The following is a 20643-nucleotide window of genomic DNA, read 5'->3' as shown; positions in this document are numbered from 1 at the left end:
CCCAAGCACGCAAAAACCTGTCATCCTCAATCAGGCCTTAGGGGATTTGGGGGAATGTCGGTCACAGGCGACATAGGACAGATGGGAATGTTCTTGAAGAAAACCGATGCCCCCCGAACCGTGATCCTGCCCGACGGCAGGGTCCTAAGCCTGGCCGATTTGCCGCCGGAAGACACGCGGTGGGTGGCAAGCCGCAAGGAAACCGTGGTCAACGCCGTCCTTTACGGCCTCATCAAGAAGGACGAGGCCCTGCGCCGCTATGGCCTGTCCGAGGAAGAGCTGGACAGTTGGGCAAGGGCGATGAAGGCGCATGGGGCCGTTGCCTTGAAGGTCACGTCGATCCAGCGATTTAGGCAACCATAGATTGCGCGAATGCGGAAGACGCATCATGGTAACAACATATTAACCTTATCGGTCGATGGTTCATTAGCGTAAACACGAATCGGGGCATATGTTCATGAGAATTCTGTTGGTTGAGGATGATCCCAGCACGGCTCGGGCCATCGAACTGATGCTGACGGCGGCCAGCTACAACGTCTTCCGCACGGACATGGGAGAGGAGGGAATCGACCTTGCCAAGCTGTACGACTATGACCTGATCCTGCTGGACCTCGACCTGCCGGACATGCACGGGATGGAGGTTCTGCGCCATCTTCGGCTGGCACGGGTGGACACGCCCATCCTGATCCTGACGGGTTCCGACGATACCGAAAGCAAGCTGCGCGGCTTCGGCTTCGGTGCCGACGACTACATGACCAAGCCCTTCAACCGCGAGGAATTGCAGGCCCGGATCCAGGCCATCATCCGCCGTTCCAAGGGTCATAGCCAGGCCATCATCAAGACGGGCGAGATCGTGGTGAACCTCGATGCCCGGTCCGTCCAGGTCAAGGGCAAGGCCGTGAACCTCACGGGCAAGGAATACCAGATCCTGGAACTGCTCAGCCTTCGCAAGGGGACGACGCTGACCAAGGAAATGTTCCTGAACCATCTCTACGGCGGGATGGACGAACCCGAACTGAAGATCATCGACGTCTTCATCTGCAAGTTGCGCAAGAAACTGTCCGAGGCGATCGGCGGCGACAGCCATATCGAGACGGTCTGGGGCCGGGGCTATGTTCTGCGTGAGCCCGCCCCGAACGCCGAACGTCTGGCCATCGGCGCCTGACAGGCGGGGCGCCGCATCATCGTTGCGGCAGCCCCTGTAAACTGCCCCGCCCGACGTCGTATAGAACGGACAGACGAAAGGCGGAGGCAGCGATGGCGGATACCGATCGGGGTGAGGGCGGGGCAGGCTGGAGTGATCCCGCCCTTCTGGACGAAAAGCGCGCCGGCGATGAAATCGCCGATCTGGCGGCGCGCGTCGCCCAGGCTAACGAGGATTACCATACCAGGGACGCTCCGGTCCTGTCGGACGCCGAATATGATGCGCTGAAGCAACGTCTGCTGGCCCTTGAGCAAGCTTTTCCGCAGCTGGCCCGACCCGACAGCCCGACGCAGGCGGTCGGCGGGGCGGTGGCGGAAGGCTTTGGAAAGGTCACACATGCCCAGCGGATGATGTCGCTGGAAAACGGCTTCAGCGCCGAAGATGTCGCGGATTTCGTGGCCCGCGTCCGAAGCTTCCTGGGACTGCGGGGCGACGACCTGTCCTTCACGGCCGAACCCAAGATTGACGGCCTTTCCCTGTCCCTGCGCTATGAGGACGGGCTTCTGGTGCAGGCGGCAACGCGTGGCGATGGCACCGTTGGAGAAAACGTCACCGCCAATGCCCTTACCATCGCCGACATTCCCCACAAGCTTCCGGACGGCGCCCCCCGGATCCTGGAGGTTCGGGGCGAGGTCTACATGAGCCATGCCGACTTCGAGCGCCTGAATGCGGCCGAGGGCGGGCGGGTCTTCGCCAACCCGCGCAATGCCGCCGCCGGATCGCTGCGCCAGATCGACCCCGCCGTGACCGCCTCGCGCCCGCTGCGGTTCTTCGCCTATGGCTGGGGGGAATTGAGCGAGCCTTTGGCCGACACGCAAATGGGGGCCGTCGAACGGCTGGCGGCCCTCGGCTTCCAGACCAATCCGCTGACGCGGCTTTGCCGGGATGCGGACCAGATGCTGGCGGTCTGGGCCGAGATCGAGCAGCAGCGCGCCACACTGGGCTATGACATCGACGGGGTCGTCTACAAGGTCAACGACCTGTCATATCAGACGCGGCTTGGATTTCGCTCGACCACGCCCCGCTGGGCGCTGGCGCACAAGTTCCCGGCTGAAACGGCTTGGACCCGCCTTGACCGGATCGAGATCCAGGTGGGCCGCACCGGCGCGCTGTCGCCGGTCGCGCGGCTGGAACCCGTCACGGTCGGCGGCGTGGTGGTGTCGAACGCCACCCTGCACAACGAGGATTACATCGCCGGCCGCGACAGCAGCGGCACCCCCATTCGCGAGGGTCGCGACATCCGCGAAGGCGACTGGGTCATGGTTTATCGCGCCGGCGACGTGATCCCCAAGATCGCCGACGTGGACCTGTCCCGCAGGCCTGCGGGCAGCCACCCCTACCGCTTTCCCGAAACCTGCCCCCAATGCGGATCGGACGCGATTCGCGAGCCGGGCGATTCGGTGCGCCGCTGCACCGGCGGCTTGGTCTGCCCCGCGCAAGCTATCGAGAAGTTGAAGCATTTCGTCAGCCGCGCCGCCTTCGACATCGACGGCCTGGGTGCCAAGCAGATCGAGATGTTCTTCGCGGATCCAGCCCTGCCGATCCGCGAACCCGCCGACATCTTCACCCTGGCAGACCGCGACGCCCGCAGCATCGCGCGGCTGAAGAACCGCGAAGGATTCGGCGCCCGCTCGGTCGAAAAGCTGTTCGCCGCCATCGAGGACAAGCGCCGCATCCCGCTGGAGCGGCTGATCTTCGCCCTTGGCATCCGCCATGTGGGCGAGGTCGCGGCAGGCATCCTTGCCCGCCATTTCGGTACCTGGGACGCGCTGATTGCGGCCGTGGACGCCGCAGCAAAGGAACCTGCCTTCGCCGTCCCCGATGACAAGGCCCGCCGCCAGGTCATGGCCGGCAGCCCGCACTGGTCCGAGTTGACGACCATCAACGGCATCGGCGCGGTCCTGGTCCAGTCGCTGGTGACCACCCTGACCCAAGAGGCCGAGCGGGCCAGCATCGACCGCCTGACCGCGCAGATCGAGGTCATCCCGGCAAAGGCTCGCCAGGTGCAGCAGACCCAGGTGTCCGGCAAGACCCTGGTCTTTACCGGCACCCTTGAACGCATGACCCGGGCCGAGGCCAAGGCCCGAGCCGAGGCGATGGGCGCCAAGGTCGCAGGCTCGGTCAGCGCCAAGACCGACCTGCTGATCGCCGGGCCGGGGGCGGGGTCCAAGGCCAGCAAGGCCGCCGAACTGGGCGTCAAGGTCATCGACGAGGACGAATGGCTGCGCATCGCGGGCGGGTCATGACCCAGCCCAAGGGCCGTCCCCCGGCGCTGTTCCCGCTGTTCGCGGCCATCGACACCCTGCCTGGCATTGGCCCAAAGGGGCGCGACGCCCTGGCACAGATGGGGATCGAGCGGCCGCGCGACCTGATCCTGACCCTGCCCAGCAGCGGCATCATCCGCCGCCGGATCGCCCGGATCGGCGATGCCCGCCCGCCCGAGATCGTCACGGTGGCCGTGACGGTCGGCCGCCACCATCCGCCCGGGTCGAAGGGCCGCCCCTGGCGCGTCCATTGCAGCGACGGCGTTGGCGACCTGACGCTGACCTTCTTCCATCCCCGCAAGGAATGGATCGAGGGCCAGCTTCCCACAGGTGCCCGCCGCATCGTCAGCGGCAAGATCGAGTTGTTCGACGGCATGGCGCAGATGGTCCATCCCGATCATATCCAGCGCGAGGAAGACCCGCCCCTGGCCGAGTTCGAGGCGGTCTATCCCCTCGCGGCCGGCCTGACCCGGAAGACGATGGTGAAGGCAGCCGAGGCTGCGCTGACACGCCTGCCGCCGGTGCAGGAATGGATCGACCCGCAGCTTGTCGCGCAGCGCGGCTGGCCCGACTTCGCGACGGCGCTGCGGCAGGCCCATGACCCGCAGTCCTTGCGCGATCTGTCGCCGGATGCGCCCGCCCGGGCGCGACTGGCCTATGACGAGTTTCTGGCCCACCAGATGACCCTGGCCCTGGTCCGTCGCGAAAGGCGGCGACTGAAGGGGCGGCCCAGCCCCGGGGATGGTCGGCTGCGCCGCGCGGTCCTGGGTCATCTGCCCTGGCCGCCCACCGGCGCGCAGACCCGCGCGGTCAGCGAAATTGCCGCCGACATGGCCAGCGACCGGCGCATGAACCGGCTGTTGCAGGGGGATGTGGGGTCCGGCAAGACCCTGGTCGCCATGCTGTCCGCCTTGGTGGCGGTCGAGGCGGGCGGGCAGGCGGTGCTGATGGCGCCGACCGAGATCCTGGCCCGACAGCACGCCCGCGCCCTGGAACCGCTGGCCCGTGCGGCAGGCGTTCGGCTGGCCGCCCTGACCGGCCGCGACAAGGGCGACTTGCGCACGCAACTGCTGGAGGATCTGGCCCAGGGTCGCATCGACATCCTTGTCGGCACCCATGCCGTCTTCCAGCGGGGGGTCGATTTCCACGACCTGCGCCTGGCGATCATCGACGAACAGCACCGCTTCGGCGTGGCCCAGCGGCTGGAGCTTTCGGCCAAGGGACAGGTGCCGCCCGACATGCTGATCATGACCGCGACGCCCATCCCGCGATCGCTGGCGCTGACGCAATATGGCGACTTGGACATCTCGATCCTGGACGAAAAGCCGCCGGGGCGGCAGCCGATCACTACCGTGATGATCAGCGATCAGCGCCTGGACGAGGTCACGGCGCGGCTGCGCCGGGTGCTGGACCAGGGGGCAAGGGCCTATTGGGTCTGCCCGCTTGTCGAGGAAAGCGAGGTCACGGACCTGACTGCGGCCGAGGCGCGATTTCAGTCGCTGCGCGCCCTGTTCGGGGAAACGGTGCGGCTGGTCCACGGCCAGATGCCTGCCGATCAGCGCGACGCGGCCATGGCGGATTTCGCAAGCGGCCGCGCACAGCTTCTGGTCGCCACGACCGTGATCGAGGTCGGGGTGGATGTCCCGCAAGCGACGATCATGGTGATCGAGCACGCGGAAAGCTTTGGCTTGGCGCAGTTGCACCAGCTTCGTGGCCGCGTAGGGCGGGGGTCGGGCGCCTCGACCTGCCTGCTGATGTATCACCCGCCCCTGAACGAGACCGGCGCGCGGCGCCTGACGACGCTGCGCGACACCGAAGACGGCTTCCGCATCGCCGAGGTGGATCTGGAGATGCGAGGCGCGGGCGACGTAATCGGGACGGCGCAGTCCGGCCTGCCGCGGTTCCGCATCGCCGATCTGGAACATCAGGCGGGGTTGATGGCGGTCGCCCGGCAGGATGCCCGCAACCTGCTGGAGCAGGATCCGGGGCTTGGAAGCCCGCGGGGGCAGGCAGTCCGGATGCTGATGTGGCTGATGAGCCAGGATGAGGCGATCCGCCTGATTGCAGTCGGCTAGAAGTTCTTAAAATGTTCTTTACGAATCGGAGCAAAAGTGAGAACAAATGGGCAACAGAGAGGAGTTGCCCATGTCCCGCGAATTCTTGTCCGATCTTCTGGGTGTCACTGCCCTGACCGTCACCACGATCATCACACTTTGGCTGCCTGCCATCCTGCAGGCCTGAACTCTGCCCCGCGTTGCCGTGACGGCGCCCCGCCTGTGCGACCGTCGATCCCCAGCACGCGCACCTGGCCGGCCCCCTTAAGGGCCGGTCTTTTTATGTCTGGCTGGCGGCGTCCATAGCCTGAAGCGTCGCATCCCAAGCCAGCAGGATCGATGCGTGCCGGTTGGGATAGTCCCGCGCAGGCAGCAGCGCCTCGAGATCGGCGAAGGGTTCTGCCGGGGGCGTTCCGCCATCCGTCAGCATCGCGTTCAAGGCGTCGCGTGCTTGCGCGATCTCGGTCCGGCTGCGGCCGATCACGGCCTGGCCCAGGACCGAGGCTGAGGCCTGGCCCAGGGCGCAGGCGCGAACCTCTTGCCGGAAATCCGCGATCCTGTCGCCATCCATGGCGACATAGGCGGTGACCGAGGATCCGCATTGCGGCGACCGGCGCATGGCCTTGCCGTCGAAATCCGGCAGCACGCCCAGATGCGGAATGGCCGTTGTCAGCGCCAGGATCCTGCGGGAATAAAGCTGCATCAGGTCGCTGTCGGCCATCGGTCTTTCCCCTGCGCTGCGCTTTGCCCTAGATAGGGACGCGACCCGCGAAAGGAAACCCGATGTTCGATCCTGCCAGCCTGAAATTCGACGCCAACGGCCTGATCCCGGCCATCGCACAGGACGCTGACAACGGTGAAATCCTGATGATGGCCTGGATGAACGCCGACAGCGTGGCACGCACGCTGCAAACCGGGCACGTCACCTATTGGTCCCGGTCACGGCAGTCGTTCTGGGCCAAGGGCGAAAGCTCGGGCCATGTGCAGGAGTTGGTCGAGCTGCGGATCGACTGCGACCGGGACTGCCTGCTGCTTCTAGTGCGCCAGACTGGCCCTGCCTGCCATACCAATCGGCGAAGCTGCTTCTATACCGCCGTCCGCGACGGGGCCGAGGTCGAGATCATGGCGCCGATGGCCGAATAGGGGGCGCTGCCCCGTCGCCTTTCCGGCGACCCCTCCGGGATATTCGACACAGAAGATGGGCTAGAGGCCGATCATGCGGCGAATATCCTGCGGCGTAGCGCCGTCCTGCCGGTAATGGCGAAGGGCGCGGGCGTCGTCGCGCTTGGCCAGGCGCTTGCCCGCGTCGTCGCGGATCAGGCGGTGGTGATGATAGGCGGGTGTCGGAAGGCGCAAAAGCTTCTGGAGCAGGACATGGATGAAGGTCGAATCGAACAGGTCCTTTCCGCGCGTGACCAGGGTGATCCCCTGCGCGGCGTCATCCACAACGACTGCCAGGTGATAGGACGTCCCCATGCCCCGGCGCGACAGGATCACGTCGCCGATGCCGTCGAGGAACTGGTCCTTTGTCAGGACATGGTCCTGGTCCGGCATGATCGACTCGTCGCGAAAGCCGATCCGGTCGATACCCAGGGCGTCGAAGGCGCGGGCGACATCCAGGCGGATCACATCGCCCGGTCCGGCGTCGGACAGGCCGCGGGCGCGGCAGGTGCCGGGATAGACGAGGCCGTCCGGCCCTGCCGGCAAGGCGCCTTCCTGCGGGGCCGAAAGAACCGCGCGGATATCGCCCCTGCGGCATTGGCACGGATAGGCCAGTGGGGCAAGCCGGGCTAGCGCGTCGCGATAAGCCTGCATCCGATCCGTCTGGCGCATGACCGGCTGTTGCCAGGAAAGCCCCAGCCAGGCCAGGTCCTCATGGATCGCGGCCTCGTATTCGGGACGACAGCGGTCGCGGTCAATGTCCTCGATCCGCAGCAGGAACCATCCGGGATCGGCCAATCGCTCCGCCACAAGCGCCGCATAGGCGTGGCCCAGATGCAGCAGCCCGGTCGGAGAGGGGGCGAAGCGGGTTACTGCGCCGCCAGCCATGCGCGGAAATCATCCTTGGCCCGTTGGGTATAGGCGGGATAGCGGTCCTTGCGGCCCTTGCGGCCGCTGCGCATCTCGTCCAGCGGGGGGAACAGGCCGAAGTTCACGTTCATCGGCTGGAAGGTCTTGGCCTCGGCCCCGCCGGTGATGTGGTTGACCAAGGCACCCATCGCCGTCGTGGGCGCAGGCGGCGGCAGGTCGTGCCCCAGTGCCTGCGCGGCCGCCATCCGGCCCGCCAGCAAGCCCATCGCCGCGCTTTCGACATAGCCCTCGACGCCCGTCACCTGGCCCGCGAAGCGCAGGTTCGGACGCTGACGCAGGCGCATCCGGTCGTCCAGCAGCGTGGGCGAGTTCAGGAAGGAATTGCGGTGGATGCCCCCCAGCCGGGCGAAGCTGGCGTTTTCCAGCCCCGGGATCATGCGAAACACCTGGGTCTGGGCGCCGTACTTCATCTTGGTCTGGAAGCCGACGATATTGTAGAGCGTTCCCAATGCATTGTCCCGCCGAAGCTGAACCACCGCATAGGCTTTTTCATCGGGCTTGTGCGCGTTCGTCAGTCCCACCGGCTTCATCGGGCCGTGGCGCAGGGTCTCGCGGCCGCGTTCGGCCATGACCTCGATCGGCAGGCAGCCGTCGAAATAGCCAGCCGTTTCGCCCTCGTGGAACTCGGTCTTCTCGGCTGCCAGAAGGGCGTCGATGAAGGCCTCATACTGGTCGCGGGTCATCGGGCAGTTGATATAGGCCTTTTGCTCGGCCTCGGTCTCGCCCTTGTCATAGCGGCTTTGTTCCCAAGCCACCGTCATGTCGATCGTGTCGGCATGGACGATGGGGGCGATGGCGTCGAAGAAGGCCAGTGCGTCGGTGCCCGTCACCGACCGGATCGCCTGCGCAAGGCTGTCCGAGGTCAGCGGGCCGGTAGCGACGATCCAGTTGCCGTCGCCGGGCAATTCGGTGATTTCGCCCGGGACGATCCGGATCAGCGGCTCGGCCCGTAGGGCTTGGGTGACTGCGGCGGAAAAGGCCTCGCGGTCGACGGCAAGGGCGCCGCCCGCAGGCAGCTTGTGGCGATCGGCCATGGTCATGATCAGCCCGCCCGCCGCGCGCATTTCCCAATGCAACTGGCCTACGGCGTTCATCACGTCGTCGTCCGACCGGAAGCTGTTCGAGCAGACCATTTCCGCGCAGTCGCCGGTCTTGTGGGCAAAGGTGCCCTTGGCCGGGCGCATTTCATGCAGGATCACGGGCACGCCCGCACGGGCCGCCTGCCATGCAGCCTCGGAGCCGGCAAGTCCTGCGCCGATGATATGGATGGGTTCCATGTGACCTCCTGCTGGCGGGGTAGCAAAGCGCCCCGAAAATGAAAAGGGCGGCGCCTGTGGCACCGCCCCAAATCGCGCAAGGCCGGAAGGATCACTCCTCGGCTGCGGCTTCCTCGGTTTCGTCGTCGCCACCCGACCGCAGCGCAGACGGCGCGGCGATGTTGGCGATCACGAAGTTGCGGTCGATCGTCGGCTTGACGCCTTCCGGCAGCTTCACGTCGTTGATGTGGATGGTGTCGCCGACGTTCAGGCCTTCCAGATCGACGGTGATGTGATCGGGGATGTCACCCGCGGTCACGACCAGCTCGACCTCGGGGCGCACCGTCACCAGCGTGCCGCCGCGCTTCAGGCCGGGGCACTTGTCGTGGTTGATGAAGTCCACGTGGATGAACAGGTTCACCTTCGAGGTGCGGCGCAGGCGCATGAAGTCGATGTGGATCGGCAGATCCTTCACCACGTCCTTCTGGACGCCGCGGCAGATGACGCGGACGTCGTCCTGGCCTTCAACCTTCAGGTTGAACAGCGTGGACATGAAGCGGCCGGCGCGCAGTTGCGTCAGCAGCTTGTTGAAGTCGAACTGCACGTTGACCGGGTCTTTGTGGTCGCCATAAACGACTCCGGGCACCTTACCGTCGCGGCGAGCTTGGCGGGCGGCCCCCTTGCCTGACCCCGCGCGCGGCTCGGCCACCAGATCAGGGATCTCTTTGGCCATGATATATGTTCCTATCAGTTGTGGATGCCGCCATCCTCCAAGGGTGCATGGCGACAGGTCGCGGCCTATACGGCAATGGGGGCGATTTGTGAAGCCCTCATCGGCGCGGCGACCTCGTATTCATCCAGGAAGCCACGGGGGATCATCACGTTCTGCGGCCCCAGGTGCTTGACGTCGCGTTCGCCGCACAGGGCCATGCTGATGTCCAGTTCCTTGCGGATGATCTCCAAGGCCTTGGTCACGCCCGCCTCGCCCATGGCGCCCAGGCCGTGCAGCCATGCCCGCCCGATCCAGGTGGAATGGGCGCCAAGCGCAAGCGCCTTGAGAACGTCCTGGCCGGACCGGATGCCGCTGTCCATGTGGATTTCCACCCGGTCGCCCACGGCCTTCACGATATGCGGCAGCATCCGGATCGAGGACAGCGCCCCGTCAAGCTGCCTTCCCCCGTGGTTGCTGACGACGATCGCATCCGCCCCGAAGTCGGCGGCGATGCGCGCATCGTCGGGGTCAAGCACGCCCTTCAGGATCAGCTTTCCGCCCCACATGTCGCGGATCCGGGCGATCTTGTCCCAGTCCAATCGTTCGTCGAACTGGTCGGCGGTCCAGCTCATCAGGCTGGAGGGGTCTGCGACCCCCTTGGCATGGCCCACGATGTTGCCGAAGAAGCGGCGCTTCGTCTGTAGCATTCCCAAACCCCACCGCCAGCGGGTCGCCAGATCCAGCAGCGTGGGCAGGGTCAGCTTGGGGGGTGCGGACAACCCGTTCTTCAAATCCTTGTGCCGCTGGCCCAGGATCTGAAGGTCCAGCGTCAGGACCAGGGCGCTGCAGTTCACCTTCTTCGCGCGCTCGATGATGGCGGCCAGGAAGTCCTGGTCCTTCATCACGTAAAGCTGGAACATGAAGGGCTTGGTCGTGTGTTCCGCGACATCCTCCAGTGAACAGATGGACATGGTGGACAGGCAGAACGGCACCCCGAACCGTTCCGCCGCCCGTGCAGCGTGAATTTCGCCGTCCGCGTGCTGCATCCCGGTCAGGCCGACCGGCGCAAGGGCAACCGGCATCGTGGCGGGCAGGCCCACGATGTCAGATGCGGTGCTGCGGTTGGACATGTCCACGGCCACCTTCTGCCGCAGCTTCAGCCGGGCGAAGTCCGTCGTGTTCTCGCGGAAGGTCTGTTCCGTATAGCTGCCGGATTCGGCGTAATCATAGAACATCCGGGGCGTACGGGCGCGGTGCATCCGCTTCAGGTCTTCGATCGAGGTGACGACGGGCATGGCCTTCTCCGCAGTTTGGTAAAATTTCTTTACCAGAAGCGGTGGCGTCGGGCAATCATCCTTGCGGGCGCATCCGCGCCAGCGTTCCCGGTTCGATGACCGGGCCGCGCAGCGCCTCGGCGCGCTGGCGCAAGGCATCGGCACGGGCCTGCGCTTCGGCATCGACGTCCGCAGGGGAAAGGGCCGCGTCAGGCGCGTGGTCGGGCAGGGTGGGTTCGGCCAGGATCTGGTCGGTGGGCAGCAGGCGGGGATAGTCCTCTGCCTCGCCGGTGCAGCCAGCCAGCAGGGCCGCCAGGGGGATGATCAGCATCTGTCTCATGCGGTCATGCTTACGGCGGGCAGGGGTTCCCGGCAACGGACTTTCCCGGCCCGCCGCCACGCGCTAGAAGACCGCATGGCCCGCACCCAAGGTTCCCGCGCCGATGTCACCGGCCCCCTGATCCGCACCCATGCCCGCCGCCTGTTCGCGCGGCAGGGCTATGCTGCCGTGTCGATGCGCCAGATCGCATCGGCTGTGGGGGTGCAGGCCGGGGCGCTTTATGCTTACACGCCCGACAAGCAGGCGCTGCTGTTCGACCTGCTGGAAAGCCACATGCAGGAATTGCTGGGCGCCTGGACCGACGTGCCCGGCGATCCGCTGGCGCGGCTGGAACATTTCGTTCGCTTCCACATCGACACCAGTCTGGATCACGCCGACACGGTCTTCCTGTCCTACATGGAACTGCGCAACCTCACGCCCAAAAACTATGCCCGCATCGCGGCCCTTCGGGGCGAATACGAGGCCGCGCTTGAAGCGATCCTGCGCGACGGGATGGCGGCGGGGCTGATGCGGATCGACGACGCGCGGCTGGCGACAATGGCGCTGATCGCGATGCTGACGGGCGTGACCAACTGGTATCGCGAAGGCGGGCGGCTGGACCGGCGGCGGATCGGCGACATCTACTGGGGTCTTGCGCGCGGCGCGGTGGGCGCGGATTGACCGCCGCGTCTCTGTTGTCCAAATACCCCCTTCCTTGACGCCGCCGGCAGCGCGATAATCCCCCCATGAGTCTTCCCCCCGGCTTCCTTGACGAAATTCGCAACCGCGTCCCCATCAGCCGCGTGATCGGCAAGAAGGTCGTGTGGGATCTGCGCAAGTCGAACCAGGCGCGCGGCGACTGGTGGGCGCCATGCCCGTTTCACCAGGAAAAATCTGCCAGTTTTCATTGCGATGATCAGAAGGGCTATTACTACTGCTTCGGCTGCCACGCGAAAGGGGACGCCATCAAGTTCCTGCGCGAGGCCGACGGGATGGAGTTCATCGAGGCCGTGAAGCTGCTGGCGGCCGAAGCCGGGCTTCAGATGCCCGAGGCCGATTCCCGGGCACGCGAAAAGACCGACCGCCGCACCCGCCTGTTCGAGGTGACCGAGGCCGCAAGCCGCTGGTTCCGCCTGCAATTGCAGACCGGCGCCGCCGCCGAGGCGCGTGATTACCTTGTTCGGCGCGGCCTGGATCAGGCGGCGCTCGACCGGTTCGAGATCGGCTTTGCGCCCGACAGTCGGACGGCCCTGACGCAGGCCCTCCGCGACAAGGGCTTCGACGAATCGCTGGCTGTCGAATCGGGCATGTCGGCCAAGCCCGACGGGGGCGGGGCGGCCTATGACCGCTTCCGGGGGCGGATCATGTTTCCGATCCGCGACGGGCAGGGCCGCTGCATCGGCTTTGGCGGACGCGCGATGGATCCGAATGCGCGGGCCAAATACCTCAACAGCCCGGAAACGCCGCTGTTCGACAAGGGCCGCAGCCTTTACAACCTTGGACCGGCGCGGGCGGCGGTCGGCAAACGGCAGCGCCTGGTCGTGGCCGAGGGCTACATGGACGTGATCGCCCTGTCCCGGGCGGGCTTCGAAGGCGCCGTCGCCCCCCTTGGCACTGCCATTACCGAAGAACAGTTGCGCCTGATGTGGCGCGTGTCCTCGGAACCGGTGATCGCTCTTGACGGCGATGCGGCGGGGCAGCGCGCGGCGCAGCGGCTGATCGACCTGGCGCTGCCGATGACGGGTCCGGGGCAGGCGTTGCGCTTCGTGATCCTGCCGGCGGGGCAGGATCCTGACGACCTGATCAAGTCCGCCGGGCCGGGGGCGATGGCTGCCCTGCTGGACGGCGCAAGGCCGCTGGTCGATCTTCTCTGGGCGCGGGAAACCGAAGGGCAGATCTTCGACAGTCCCGAACGCAAGGCCGCGCTCGACAAGCGGCTGCAGGACGCGATCGGCAAGATCCCCGATGAAGTGACCCGCAACCATTACGCCGAGGAACTGCGCCGCAAGCGGTGGGAGTTGTTCGGCGGCGGCGCCCGCCGGGGCGGCGAGCGGAGCTTCAAGGGCCGGGGCGGCCAGGGCAGGCCCGCGCGGCCGGCCTTGCCTATTCCGGCGACGGCAACCGATCCTCAGGCTGCAGCAGCCTTGCTGGAGGGCGCAAGCCTGCTGATCTGCGCCCTGCGCCCCGAACTGATCGGCCCGATCGAGACGCGGCTTGAACACTTGACACCGCATGACCCGGACCGGGCGGCGCTGCTTTTCGATCTGATGGGCCAGACCCAAAGCGAAGCCGGGCGTCGCGGGCTTGAAACGCTGCGGCGGGACGCCCATCTGGGCCTGACTCCTGCGGTGATCGACGCCCAGGATACCGAGACCGTCGCCGCCATCCTGGCCAATCTTCTGGACCGGCTGGAGGCGCAGCGCGCCATCGGCGCAGAACTTGCCCGCGCCGAGGCCGAGATCCAGGGCGAGGCCGACGAAGGACTGACCTGGCGGATGCAGCAGATTGCCCGCGCCCGCCACCGGGCCGAACGGCCGGAACTGGAGGGCGGCCTGGACCTGAACGAGGACCGGGACGCCCTGTCGGCCCAGTTGTCCCAGTTCGTCGATGGCCAGATCTGGCGCAAGCCGCCGCGTCGCTGACCACCTCGGGGTGATTCGCGTCGCTATCCGAATCAGTTGTCGCGCGTGCCCTTTGATTCGGGGGTGCGCCGCGCTAAATGTAGACCACACTGTCAGTGATTCGCCTTGCCCGCGAATCATCGCCTGAAGAAGGGAGCCCTTGATGGCCGCCAAGGACGACGATCACGACAAGACGGACAAGGACGACAACGCCCATTCGCTGGACATGAGCCAGGCTGCGGTCAAGCGCATGATCGCGGATGCCCGTGAACGGGGCTACATCACCTATGATCAACTGAATGCCGTCCTGCCGCCCGAGCAGGTCAGCAGCGAACAGATCGAGGACGTGATGTCGATGCTGTCCGAAATGGGCATCAACGTGATCGAGGACGAGGACGGAGCCGAGGAACCGGAAGGCGGCGCGGTCGCCGTGGTCGGGTCGTCTTCGCGCGAAGTCGCGGTCGCCAGCTCGGACACCGAGAAATTGGACCGCACCGACGACCCCGTCCGCATGTATCTGCGAGAGATGGGCAGCGTCGAGTTGCTGTCGCGCGAGGGCGAGATCGCCATCGCCAAGCGGATCGAGGCCGGCCGGAACACCATGATCGCGGGCCTTTGCGAAAGCCCGCTGACCTTCAAGGCCATCACCATGTGGCGCGAGGAGCTTCTGGACGAAGAAATCCTGCTGCGCGACGTGATCGACCTGGAAACCACCTTCGGCCAGAGCCTGGAGGATGAAGAGGGTGACGAGGAAGACCTGACCGAGGACAGCGCCCCCACCGAATCTTCTCAGAAGCGCGAGGAATTGGACGCCGATGGCAATCCCATGCGCGGCGAGGAGGACGAGGACGAGGACGAGGGCGCCAACCTGTCGCTGGCCGCGATGGAAGCCAGCCTCAAGCCCAAGGTGCTGGAAACCTTGGAACTGATCGCGCGGGACTACGAATCCCTTGCGGCGATGCAGGACCAGCGGATGTCGGCCACCCTGAACGAGGACAACAGCTTCTCGGCCACGGCGGAAAGCGACTACCAGGTGCTGCGGTCGCGCATCGTCGGGCTGGTGAACGAGCTGCACCTGAACAGCAGCCGGATCGAGGCCCTTGTCGACCAGCTTTACGGCATCAACCGCCGGATCGTCACCATTGACAGCGGCATGGTCAAGCTGGCCGATGCGGCGCGGATCAACCGCCGCGAATTCATCGACGCCTATCGCGGAACCGAACTGGATCCGGCCTGGGTGGACCGCATGTCCCAGCAAGCCGGGCGCGGCTGGCAGGCGCTGTTCGAACGGTCGCGCGACAAGGTCGAGGAATTGCGCAACGAGATGGCGCAGGTCGGCCAATATGTCGGCGTCGATATCGAGGAATTCCGCCGCATCGTGTCCCAGGTGCAGCGGGGCGAAAAGGAAGCACGCCAAGCCAAAAAGGAAATGGTCGAGGCCAACCTGCGGCTGGTCATCAGCATCGCCAAGAAATACACGAACCGCGGCTTGCAGTTCCTGGACCTGATCCAGGAAGGCAACATCGGCCTGATGAAGGCCGTCGACAAGTTCGAATACCGCCGCGGTTACAAGTTCTCGACCTATGCGACCTGGTGGATCCGGCAGGCCATCACCCGGTCCATCGCGGACCAGGCACGGACGATCCGCATCCCGGTCCACATGATCGAGACGATCAACAAGCTCGTCCGGACGGGCCGCCAGATGCTGCACGAGATCGGTCGGGAACCCACGCCCGAGGAACTGGCCGAAAAGCTGCAGATGCCGCTGGAGAAGGTCCGCAAGGTGATGAAGATCGCCAAGGAACCGATCTCCCTCGAAACCCCCATCGGGGACGAGGAGGACAGCCAGCTTGGCGATTTCATCGAGGACAAGAACGCCGTCCTGCCGCTGGACAGCGCGATCCAGGAAAACCTCAAGGAAACCACAACGCGGGTTCTGGCGTCGCTGACCCCGCGCGAGGAACGGGTCTTGCGGATGCGTTTCGGCATCGGCATGAACACCGACCACACGCTGGAGGAAGTTGGCCAGCAGTTCAGTGTCACCCGCGAACGGATCCGCCAGATCGAGGCCAAGGCGCTGCGCAAGCTGAAGCACCCCTCGCGGTCGCGCAAGCTGCGGTCCTTCCTGGACCAGTGACACAAATCCCACGGCCCTACCTTGTCAGGCGGGGCCGTGGGGTCGATCCTTGCATTTCTGGCACAAAGCACGAACACTTCCTGTGATTGTCCCCGGAGTGCCAATGCCAAGCCTGCTTGAAGACCCCGCTGTGCTTCGCATCCTCCTGTTGGCCCTTGTCGGGCTGCTGGCGATGATGTGGCTGGGGGGGCGCCGGGCGCGTCTTCTGGCCGAGGCCCGCGCAGCCGATCTGGACACCCAACTTCGCCACTTGGCCGAGGAAACGCGCGCCACCGCCCTGCGCATGGGCCAGCAACAGGCGCGGTCCGAGGTCCAGGCCGACCGCCTGTCCGAACTGACCGAGGAACGGGACGGACTGGCCGATGCGCTGCATCAGGCGCGCCAGCTTCTGGCTGCCGCCCGCACCGAACTGGCCGAAACGCGCCTGCGCGCCGAAAAGGACGCCGAGGCCGCCGCGCGGGAAATCCGCACGCTGCGTGAATTGCGCCAGGAAATGACCGCACAGTTCAAGCTTCTGGCAACGGAAACCCTGCGCGCCCAGCAGGGCGACATGCAGCGGGCACAGGGCGAACAGCTTTCGGCGCTGCTCAACCCGTTCCGCGAACAGGTGCACCGCTTCCAGACTGAATTGCAGGCCCGGAACAAGGTCTTGGACGAAGAAGGTGCCAGACTGCGTGAACAGATCTCCTTTCTGAACCAGCGGTCCGAGGACATCTCGCGCGAGGCCGTCAACCTGACCCGCGCGCTGAAGGGCGACAAGCAGCGCCAGGGCGCATGGGGCGAGATGGTGCTGGAACGGCTGCTGGAGGATTCGGGCCTGATTGCCGGCACCCATTATGACACCCAGTCAAGCTGGACGGACGAGGACGGCAAGCGGTGGCGGCCGGACGTGGTGGTCAGGATGCCGCGCGCCAAGGTCATGGTGATCGACAGCAAGGTGTCGCTTGTCGACTACGAAACCTCGGTGAACGCCGAAGATCCGGCCGAGGCGCAGGCCGCGCTGCGCCGCCATGTTTCTGCGATCCGCACCCATGTCGTCACCTTGGGCGATAAGGGCTATCACCGGATGGACGACAATTCGGTCGATTACGTGCTGATGTTCATCCCGATCGAGGGCGCGTTCTCCGAGGCGCTGCGGGCCGATCCGACGCTGGCAAGCTTTGCCATGGAACGCCGCGTCGGCCTGACCACCCCCACCACGCTGATGCTGACCCTTCGCACGATCGAGCATATCTGGGCCGTCGAACGGCGCGAGGCCAATGCGACGGAAATCGCCCGCCGCGCCGGCCAGCTTTACGACAAGGTCGCGGGCTTCGTCGAATCCCTGGAGGCGGTGGGCCGCGCGCTTGACCAGGCGGGGCGGGCGCATGGGCAGGCGATGGACCGACTGACACGAGGATCCGGCAACGTGATCCGCCAGGTCGAGATGCTGCGCGAGCTGGGCGCGCGAACGCAGAAGAGGATCGGCACCGACCATGACGGCGACGGGCTGATGCTGGACCCGCCGGAGGCTGCCGAATGAACCACCTGATCACGCTGAACACCCGCGGGCCGGCCTGCCACGACTTCACTGTGCAGGTCCGGTCTTGGCTTGCAGACATTGACGCCCGCGACGGGTTACTGACGCTGATGGTGCGCCATACCTCCTGTTCCCTGCTGATCCAGGAAAATGCCGATCCCGATGTTCAGGCGGACCTGCTGGGCTGGCTGAACCGGATCGCGCCACCTGCTGACCATTCCTCGATGTCCTGGCTGCGGCACACGGCCGAGGGACCGGACGACATGCCCGCGCATCTCAAGGCTTCGGTCCTGCCGGTCAGCCTGCAGATTCCGGTGGCAGGCGGGCGGATGATGCTTGGCACCTGGCAAGGCATCTACCTGGTCGAACATCGACGCGCGCCCCATCGGCGCGAGGTCGCGGCGATCTTCCAGCCGTCCTGACGGCGCGGCATTCGGGTCACATCACGCGCGAAGAACATCTTGTGGCTTGTGGATTAAGCTACCCAATCCCTGCGGGGGTCCTATACTGGTGGCGATTTCAGCGGCCGAGGGGACAACTGGATGCGCTGCCCGTTTTGCGGAAACGTGGATACTCAGGTCAAGGATTCCCGTCCCGCCGAGGACAACGTCGCCATTCGCCGCCGCCGCTTCTGTCCCGCCTGCGGGGGCCGCTTCACCACCTACGAACGCGTGCAGCTGCGCGATCTGGTCGTAGTCAAGTCCAGCGGCCGGCGCGAGGATTTCGACCGCGACAAGCTGGCCCGGTCCATCCGCATCGCCATGCAGAAGCGCCCGGTCGAACCAGAGCGGATCGAGCAGATGATCAGCGGCATCGTCCGCCGCCTGGAAAGCACGGGCGAAACCGACATCCCCTCGAAGATGATCGGCGAGATCGTGATGGAGGCGCTGTCGCGCATAGACAACGTCGCCTATGTCCGCTTCGCCAGCGTCTACAAGAACTTCCAGGACGCGGACGATTTCGACAAGTTCGTGTCCGAGTTGCGCCCCGGCAACGACTGACCGTGGCCGATCCCCATGACCTGCGCCACATGGCCCATGCCCTGCGGCTTGCGCGGCGGGGGCTTGGCACTGTCTGGCCCAATCCCGCCGTCGGCTGCGTGATCGTCCAGACGGGCCGCATCGTCGGGCGCGGCTGGACCCAGCCCGGCGGCCGTCCCCATGCGGAACGGATTGCCTTGGATCAGGCCGGCCCGCTGGCCCGTGGCGCGACGGCCTATGTCACGCTGGAACCCTGCGCTCATCACGGCCGCACGCCCCCCTGCGCCGAGGGGCTGGTCCAGGCAGGCATCGCGCGCGTCGTATCGGCCATGACCGACCCGGACCCGCGCGTGGCCGGGCGCGGCCACGGCATCCTGCGCGCCGCCGGCATCGCTGTGACCGAGGACCTCCGGCAGGCCGAGGCGCGGGAATTGCAGGCAGGCTTCCTGTCCCGCGTCCTGACCGGACGACCCTTCGTCACGCTGAAGCTGGCCACCAGCTTTGACGGACGCATCGCCACCGCCGGGGGTGAAAGTCAGTGGATCACGGGCCCGCAGGCGCGGCTGCACGTCCACGCGATGCGGATGATCCATGATGCGGTAATGGTAGGCGGCGGAACGGCCCGCGCCGACCGGCCGTCGCTGAACGTGCGGGGGCTGACGACGACGCGCCAGCCGCTGAGGGTCGTGCTGTCCTCGCAGCCTTTGCCGGACATGCCCGCCGAAGGCCCGGCTCATGGCCCGCTGATGCGGCTGGACGGTCCCCCGGAGGTTGCGCTGCAAGCCCTTGCGGCGCAGGGCGTCACACGGGTTTTCTGCGAAGGCGGCGGGATGCTGGCGGCGTCGCTGCTGCGGGCGGGGCTTGTGGATCAGGTGATGGGCTACACCGCCGGCGTTGTCCTGGGCGGCGATGGCCGCGCGGCGGCAGGATCGCTGCGATTGGAACGGCTGGCCGATGCGCCCCGCTTCCGCCTTGTCGAGACCCGCCGGCTGGGCGGTGACCTGTTCCACCGCTGGCTGCGGGCTTGAATGTCGCGCCGCGGGCGCTGAACATCCCCCGGTCAGATAACCGGAGAGATGCATGAAAATCCGCGCCGCTGTCTTGAAGGCTTCGCCCGCCCAGGCACCCTTCGCCGAAAGCCGCCCCTTAGTGATCGAGGAACTGGATCTGGATCCCCCCGGCCCCGAGGAGGTGCTTGTCAGGATCGGCGCGGCGGGCTTGTGCCATTCTGACCTGTCCGTCATCAACGGCAACCGCCCGCGCCCGGTGCCAATGGTGCTGGGACATGAAGCCGCCGGGACCGTGGTGCAGGTCGGCAGCGCGATCCGCGACCTTGCGCCGGGCGACCGCGTGGTGATGACCTTCCAACCGACCTGCGGCGCCTGCCTGCCCTGCGCCGAGGGGCGGCCTGCCCTGTGCATCCCGGGGGCCGAGGCGAACGGCCGGGGCGTGCTGATGTCGGGCGACATGCGGCTGCACGATGGGGGCACGGATGTGCATCACCATTGCGGCGTGTCGGCCTATGCCGATCATGCCGTGGTATCGCGCCATTCGGTCGTCCGAGTGGATGCGGAAGACATTCCCTTCGCGGAACTCGCGCTGTTCGGCTGCGCGGTCCAGACGGGGGTGGGTGCGGTGCTGAACACATGTCGCGTGCAGCCGGGTCAAAGTGTGGCGATCGTCGGGCTGGGCGGCGTCGGGCTGGCCGCCCTGCTGGGGGCGGTGGCAGCAGGCGCGACCGAGATCGTGGCGGTGGACTTGTCCGACGACAAGCTGGCGCTTGCACAGGAGCTTGGGGCAACGCGCATCTATAACGCGGCTAAGGACGGGCTGTCGGATCGCATCCGCGCCGATACCGGCGGCGGGGTCGATCACGCCGTGGAACTCGCCGGGGCCGCGCCTGCCTTCGAACTGGCCTATCGCATCACCCGGCGCGGCGGCCAGACGGTGACTGCGGGACTTCCTGCGCCAACGGCCGAGTTCCGGCTTCCGGCGGTGAATGTCGTGGCTGACGAGCGGACCGTGAAGGGCAGCTACATGGGATCCTGCGTCCCGCAGCGCGACATCCCGCGCTTCATTCGCATGTATCGCGCCGGGCAACTGCCGGTGGACCGTCTGCTGACCCGGACGCTGCGGCTGGACGAGATCAACGAGGGCTTCGACCTGCTGGACCGGGGCGAGGCGATCCGGCAGGTCGTGGTCTTCGACTGAC

General features: G+C 66.3%; 19 protein-coding genes. 13 read left to right on the top strand and 6 right to left on the bottom strand.

Annotated features, from left to right (window positions below; all coding sequences use genetic code 11):
* Positions 1 to 87: 87 nt before the first annotated feature.
* The 4 genes from sciP to recG all read left to right on the top strand — a co-directional run bounded on the left by sciP (position 88) and on the right by recG (position 5543).
* On the top strand, positions 88 to 363 hold the full coding sequence (gene sciP, locus IE224_RS01400) for a CtrA inhibitor SciP (RefSeq protein ID WP_167622140.1): 276 nt from the start codon (positions 88 to 90) through the stop codon (positions 361 to 363).
* Between the two features lie 94 nt (positions 364 to 457).
* Positions 458 to 1165 carry a response regulator transcription factor CtrA gene (ctrA, locus tag IE224_RS01395; protein ID WP_167622139.1) on the top strand — a complete coding sequence of 236 codons (708 nt, stop codon included), beginning with the start codon at positions 458 to 460 and terminating at the stop codon, positions 1163 to 1165.
* Between the two features lie 92 nt (positions 1166 to 1257).
* A complete protein-coding gene (gene ligA, locus IE224_RS01390) occupies positions 1258 to 3450 on the top strand; it encodes an NAD-dependent DNA ligase LigA (RefSeq protein WP_191307385.1) in 2193 nt (730 codons plus the stop codon).
* Positions 3423 to 5543 carry an ATP-dependent DNA helicase RecG gene (gene recG, locus IE224_RS01385; RefSeq protein WP_229849195.1) on the top strand — a complete coding sequence of 707 codons (2121 nt, stop codon included), beginning with the start codon at positions 3423 to 3425 and terminating at the stop codon, positions 5541 to 5543. Before ligA ends, recG begins: the two co-directional genes overlap by 28 nt.
* Positions 5544 to 5802: 259 nt before the next feature.
* Here the strand turns inward: recG and IE224_RS01380 are convergent, their stop codons facing one another.
* Complete coding sequence (locus IE224_RS01380; RefSeq protein ID WP_191307383.1) at positions 5803 to 6243, bottom strand: iron-sulfur cluster assembly scaffold protein; 441 nt, start codon at positions 6241 to 6243, stop codon at positions 5803 to 5805.
* A gap of 62 nt (positions 6244 to 6305) precedes the next feature.
* Here IE224_RS01380 and hisI point away from each other — a divergent pair, with 62 nt between their 5' ends.
* The gene (gene hisI, locus IE224_RS01375) at positions 6306 to 6665 is read left to right on the top strand and encodes a phosphoribosyl-AMP cyclohydrolase (protein WP_167622136.1); all 360 of its coding nucleotides are present in this window, start codon (positions 6306 to 6308) and stop codon (positions 6663 to 6665) included.
* Positions 6666 to 6725: 60 nt separating this feature from the next.
* Here the strand turns inward: hisI and gluQRS are convergent, their stop codons facing one another.
* The 5 genes from gluQRS to IE224_RS01350 all read right to left on the bottom strand — a co-directional run bounded on the left by gluQRS (position 6726) and on the right by IE224_RS01350 (position 11195).
* On the bottom strand, positions 6726 to 7571 hold the full coding sequence (gene gluQRS / locus IE224_RS01370) for a tRNA glutamyl-Q(34) synthetase GluQRS (RefSeq protein ID WP_191307381.1): 846 nt from the start codon (positions 7569 to 7571) through the stop codon (positions 6726 to 6728).
* On the bottom strand, positions 7553 to 8890 hold the full coding sequence (gene trmFO, locus IE224_RS01365; protein ID WP_167622134.1) for a methylenetetrahydrofolate--tRNA-(uracil(54)-C(5))-methyltransferase (FADH(2)-oxidizing) TrmFO: 1338 nt from the start codon (positions 8888 to 8890) through the stop codon (positions 7553 to 7555). Before trmFO ends, gluQRS begins: the two co-directional genes overlap by 19 nt.
* A gap of 91 nt (positions 8891 to 8981) precedes the next feature.
* Positions 8982 to 9602, bottom strand: coding sequence for a 50S ribosomal protein L25/general stress protein Ctc (locus tag IE224_RS01360; protein ID WP_167622133.1), 621 nt, complete (start codon positions 9600 to 9602; stop codon positions 8982 to 8984).
* 65 nt (positions 9603 to 9667) lie between these two features.
* Positions 9668 to 10876, bottom strand: a complete 1209-nt coding sequence (locus IE224_RS01355) for an alpha-hydroxy acid oxidase (protein ID WP_167622132.1) — start codon at positions 10874 to 10876, stop codon at positions 9668 to 9670.
* Positions 10877 to 10931: 55 nt separating this feature from the next.
* Positions 10932 to 11195 carry a hypothetical protein gene (locus IE224_RS01350; protein ID WP_191307379.1) on the bottom strand — a complete coding sequence of 88 codons (264 nt, stop codon included), beginning with the start codon at positions 11193 to 11195 and terminating at the stop codon, positions 10932 to 10934.
* A 75-nt stretch (positions 11196 to 11270) separates the two neighbouring features.
* Here IE224_RS01350 and IE224_RS01345 point away from each other — a divergent pair, with 75 nt between their 5' ends.
* The 8 genes from IE224_RS01345 to IE224_RS01310 all read left to right on the top strand — a co-directional run bounded on the left by IE224_RS01345 (position 11271) and on the right by IE224_RS01310 (position 20642).
* Complete coding sequence (locus tag IE224_RS01345) at positions 11271 to 11855, top strand: TetR/AcrR family transcriptional regulator (protein WP_191307377.1); 585 nt, start codon at positions 11271 to 11273, stop codon at positions 11853 to 11855.
* A 65-nt stretch (positions 11856 to 11920) separates the two neighbouring features.
* Positions 11921 to 13816: a DNA primase gene (gene dnaG, locus IE224_RS01340; RefSeq protein ID WP_191307376.1), complete on the top strand. Its 1896-nt coding sequence runs from the start codon at positions 11921 to 11923 to the stop codon at positions 13814 to 13816.
* A gap of 142 nt (positions 13817 to 13958) precedes the next feature.
* Positions 13959 to 15932: an RNA polymerase sigma factor RpoD gene (gene rpoD, locus IE224_RS01335; RefSeq protein WP_167622128.1), complete on the top strand. Its 1974-nt coding sequence runs from the start codon at positions 13959 to 13961 to the stop codon at positions 15930 to 15932.
* A gap of 130 nt (positions 15933 to 16062) precedes the next feature.
* Positions 16063 to 17454 (top strand): DNA recombination protein RmuC, encoded by a 1392-nt coding sequence (locus IE224_RS01330; protein ID WP_229849194.1) that lies wholly within the window; start codon positions 16063 to 16065, stop codon positions 17452 to 17454.
* Positions 17451 to 17873: a secondary thiamine-phosphate synthase enzyme YjbQ gene (locus tag IE224_RS01325; RefSeq protein WP_191307372.1), complete on the top strand. Its 423-nt coding sequence runs from the start codon at positions 17451 to 17453 to the stop codon at positions 17871 to 17873. Before IE224_RS01330 ends, IE224_RS01325 begins: the two co-directional genes overlap by 4 nt.
* A 120-nt stretch (positions 17874 to 17993) precedes the next feature.
* The gene (gene nrdR, locus IE224_RS01320; protein ID WP_167622125.1) at positions 17994 to 18452 is read left to right on the top strand and encodes a transcriptional regulator NrdR; all 459 of its coding nucleotides are present in this window, start codon (positions 17994 to 17996) and stop codon (positions 18450 to 18452) included.
* Positions 18453 to 18481: 29 nt separating this feature from the next.
* Complete coding sequence (ribD, locus tag IE224_RS01315) at positions 18482 to 19459, top strand: bifunctional diaminohydroxyphosphoribosylaminopyrimidine deaminase/5-amino-6-(5-phosphoribosylamino)uracil reductase RibD (protein ID WP_191307668.1); 978 nt, start codon at positions 18482 to 18484, stop codon at positions 19457 to 19459.
* 52 nt (positions 19460 to 19511) lie between these two features.
* Positions 19512 to 20642 carry a zinc-dependent alcohol dehydrogenase family protein gene (locus IE224_RS01310; RefSeq protein WP_191307370.1) on the top strand — a complete coding sequence of 377 codons (1131 nt, stop codon included), beginning with the start codon at positions 19512 to 19514 and terminating at the stop codon, positions 20640 to 20642.
* The last annotated feature ends 1 nt before the right edge of the window (position 20643 follow it).

Origin of the sequence: Paracoccus aerius (assembly GCF_014656455.1) — a bacterium.
GTDB lineage: Bacteria > Pseudomonadota > Alphaproteobacteria > Rhodobacterales > Rhodobacteraceae > Paracoccus > Paracoccus aerius.
Note: the sequence above shows the minus strand (reverse complement) of the source record. Positions and strands in the feature narration are given on the sequence as shown.

Excerpts from the sequence above, each read along its gene's own strand:
- IE224_RS01310 (WP_191307370.1), top strand. The coding sequence starts at position 19,512 with ATGAAAATCCGCGCCGCTGTCTTGAAGGCTTCGCCCGCCCAGGCACCC.
- IE224_RS01345 (WP_191307377.1), top strand. The coding sequence starts at position 11,271 with ATGGCCCGCACCCAAGGTTCCCGCGCCGATGTCACCGGCCCCCTGATC.
- IE224_RS01325 (WP_191307372.1), top strand. The coding sequence starts at position 17,451 with ATGAACCACCTGATCACGCTGAACACCCGCGGGCCGGCCTGCCACGAC.
- ribD (WP_191307668.1), top strand. The coding sequence starts at position 18,482 with ATGGCCCATGCCCTGCGGCTTGCGCGGCGGGGGCTTGGCACTGTCTGG.
- IE224_RS01355 (WP_167622132.1), bottom strand. The coding sequence starts at position 10,876 with ATGCCCGTCGTCACCTCGATCGAAGACCTGAAGCGGATGCACCGCGCC.
- sciP (WP_167622140.1), top strand. The coding sequence starts at position 88 with ATGTTCTTGAAGAAAACCGATGCCCCCCGAACCGTGATCCTGCCCGAC.
- IE224_RS01380 (WP_191307383.1), bottom strand. The coding sequence starts at position 6,243 with ATGGCCGACAGCGACCTGATGCAGCTTTATTCCCGCAGGATCCTGGCG.
- gluQRS (WP_191307381.1), bottom strand. The coding sequence starts at position 7,571 with ATGGCTGGCGGCGCAGTAACCCGCTTCGCCCCCTCTCCGACCGGGCTG.
- recG (WP_229849195.1), top strand. The coding sequence starts at position 3,423 with ATGGCTGCGCATCGCGGGCGGGTCATGACCCAGCCCAAGGGCCGTCCC.
- trmFO (WP_167622134.1), bottom strand. The coding sequence starts at position 8,890 with ATGGAACCCATCCATATCATCGGCGCAGGACTTGCCGGCTCCGAGGCT.
- ligA (WP_191307385.1), top strand. The coding sequence starts at position 1,258 with ATGGCGGATACCGATCGGGGTGAGGGCGGGGCAGGCTGGAGTGATCCC.
- rpoD (WP_167622128.1), top strand. The coding sequence starts at position 13,959 with ATGGCCGCCAAGGACGACGATCACGACAAGACGGACAAGGACGACAAC.
- nrdR (WP_167622125.1), top strand. The coding sequence starts at position 17,994 with ATGCGCTGCCCGTTTTGCGGAAACGTGGATACTCAGGTCAAGGATTCC.
- dnaG (WP_191307376.1), top strand. The coding sequence starts at position 11,921 with ATGAGTCTTCCCCCCGGCTTCCTTGACGAAATTCGCAACCGCGTCCCC.
- IE224_RS01360 (WP_167622133.1), bottom strand. The coding sequence starts at position 9,602 with ATGGCCAAAGAGATCCCTGATCTGGTGGCCGAGCCGCGCGCGGGGTCA.
- hisI (WP_167622136.1), top strand. The coding sequence starts at position 6,306 with ATGTTCGATCCTGCCAGCCTGAAATTCGACGCCAACGGCCTGATCCCG.
- IE224_RS01350 (WP_191307379.1), bottom strand. The coding sequence starts at position 11,195 with ATGAGACAGATGCTGATCATCCCCCTGGCGGCCCTGCTGGCTGGCTGC.
- ctrA (WP_167622139.1), top strand. The coding sequence starts at position 458 with ATGAGAATTCTGTTGGTTGAGGATGATCCCAGCACGGCTCGGGCCATC.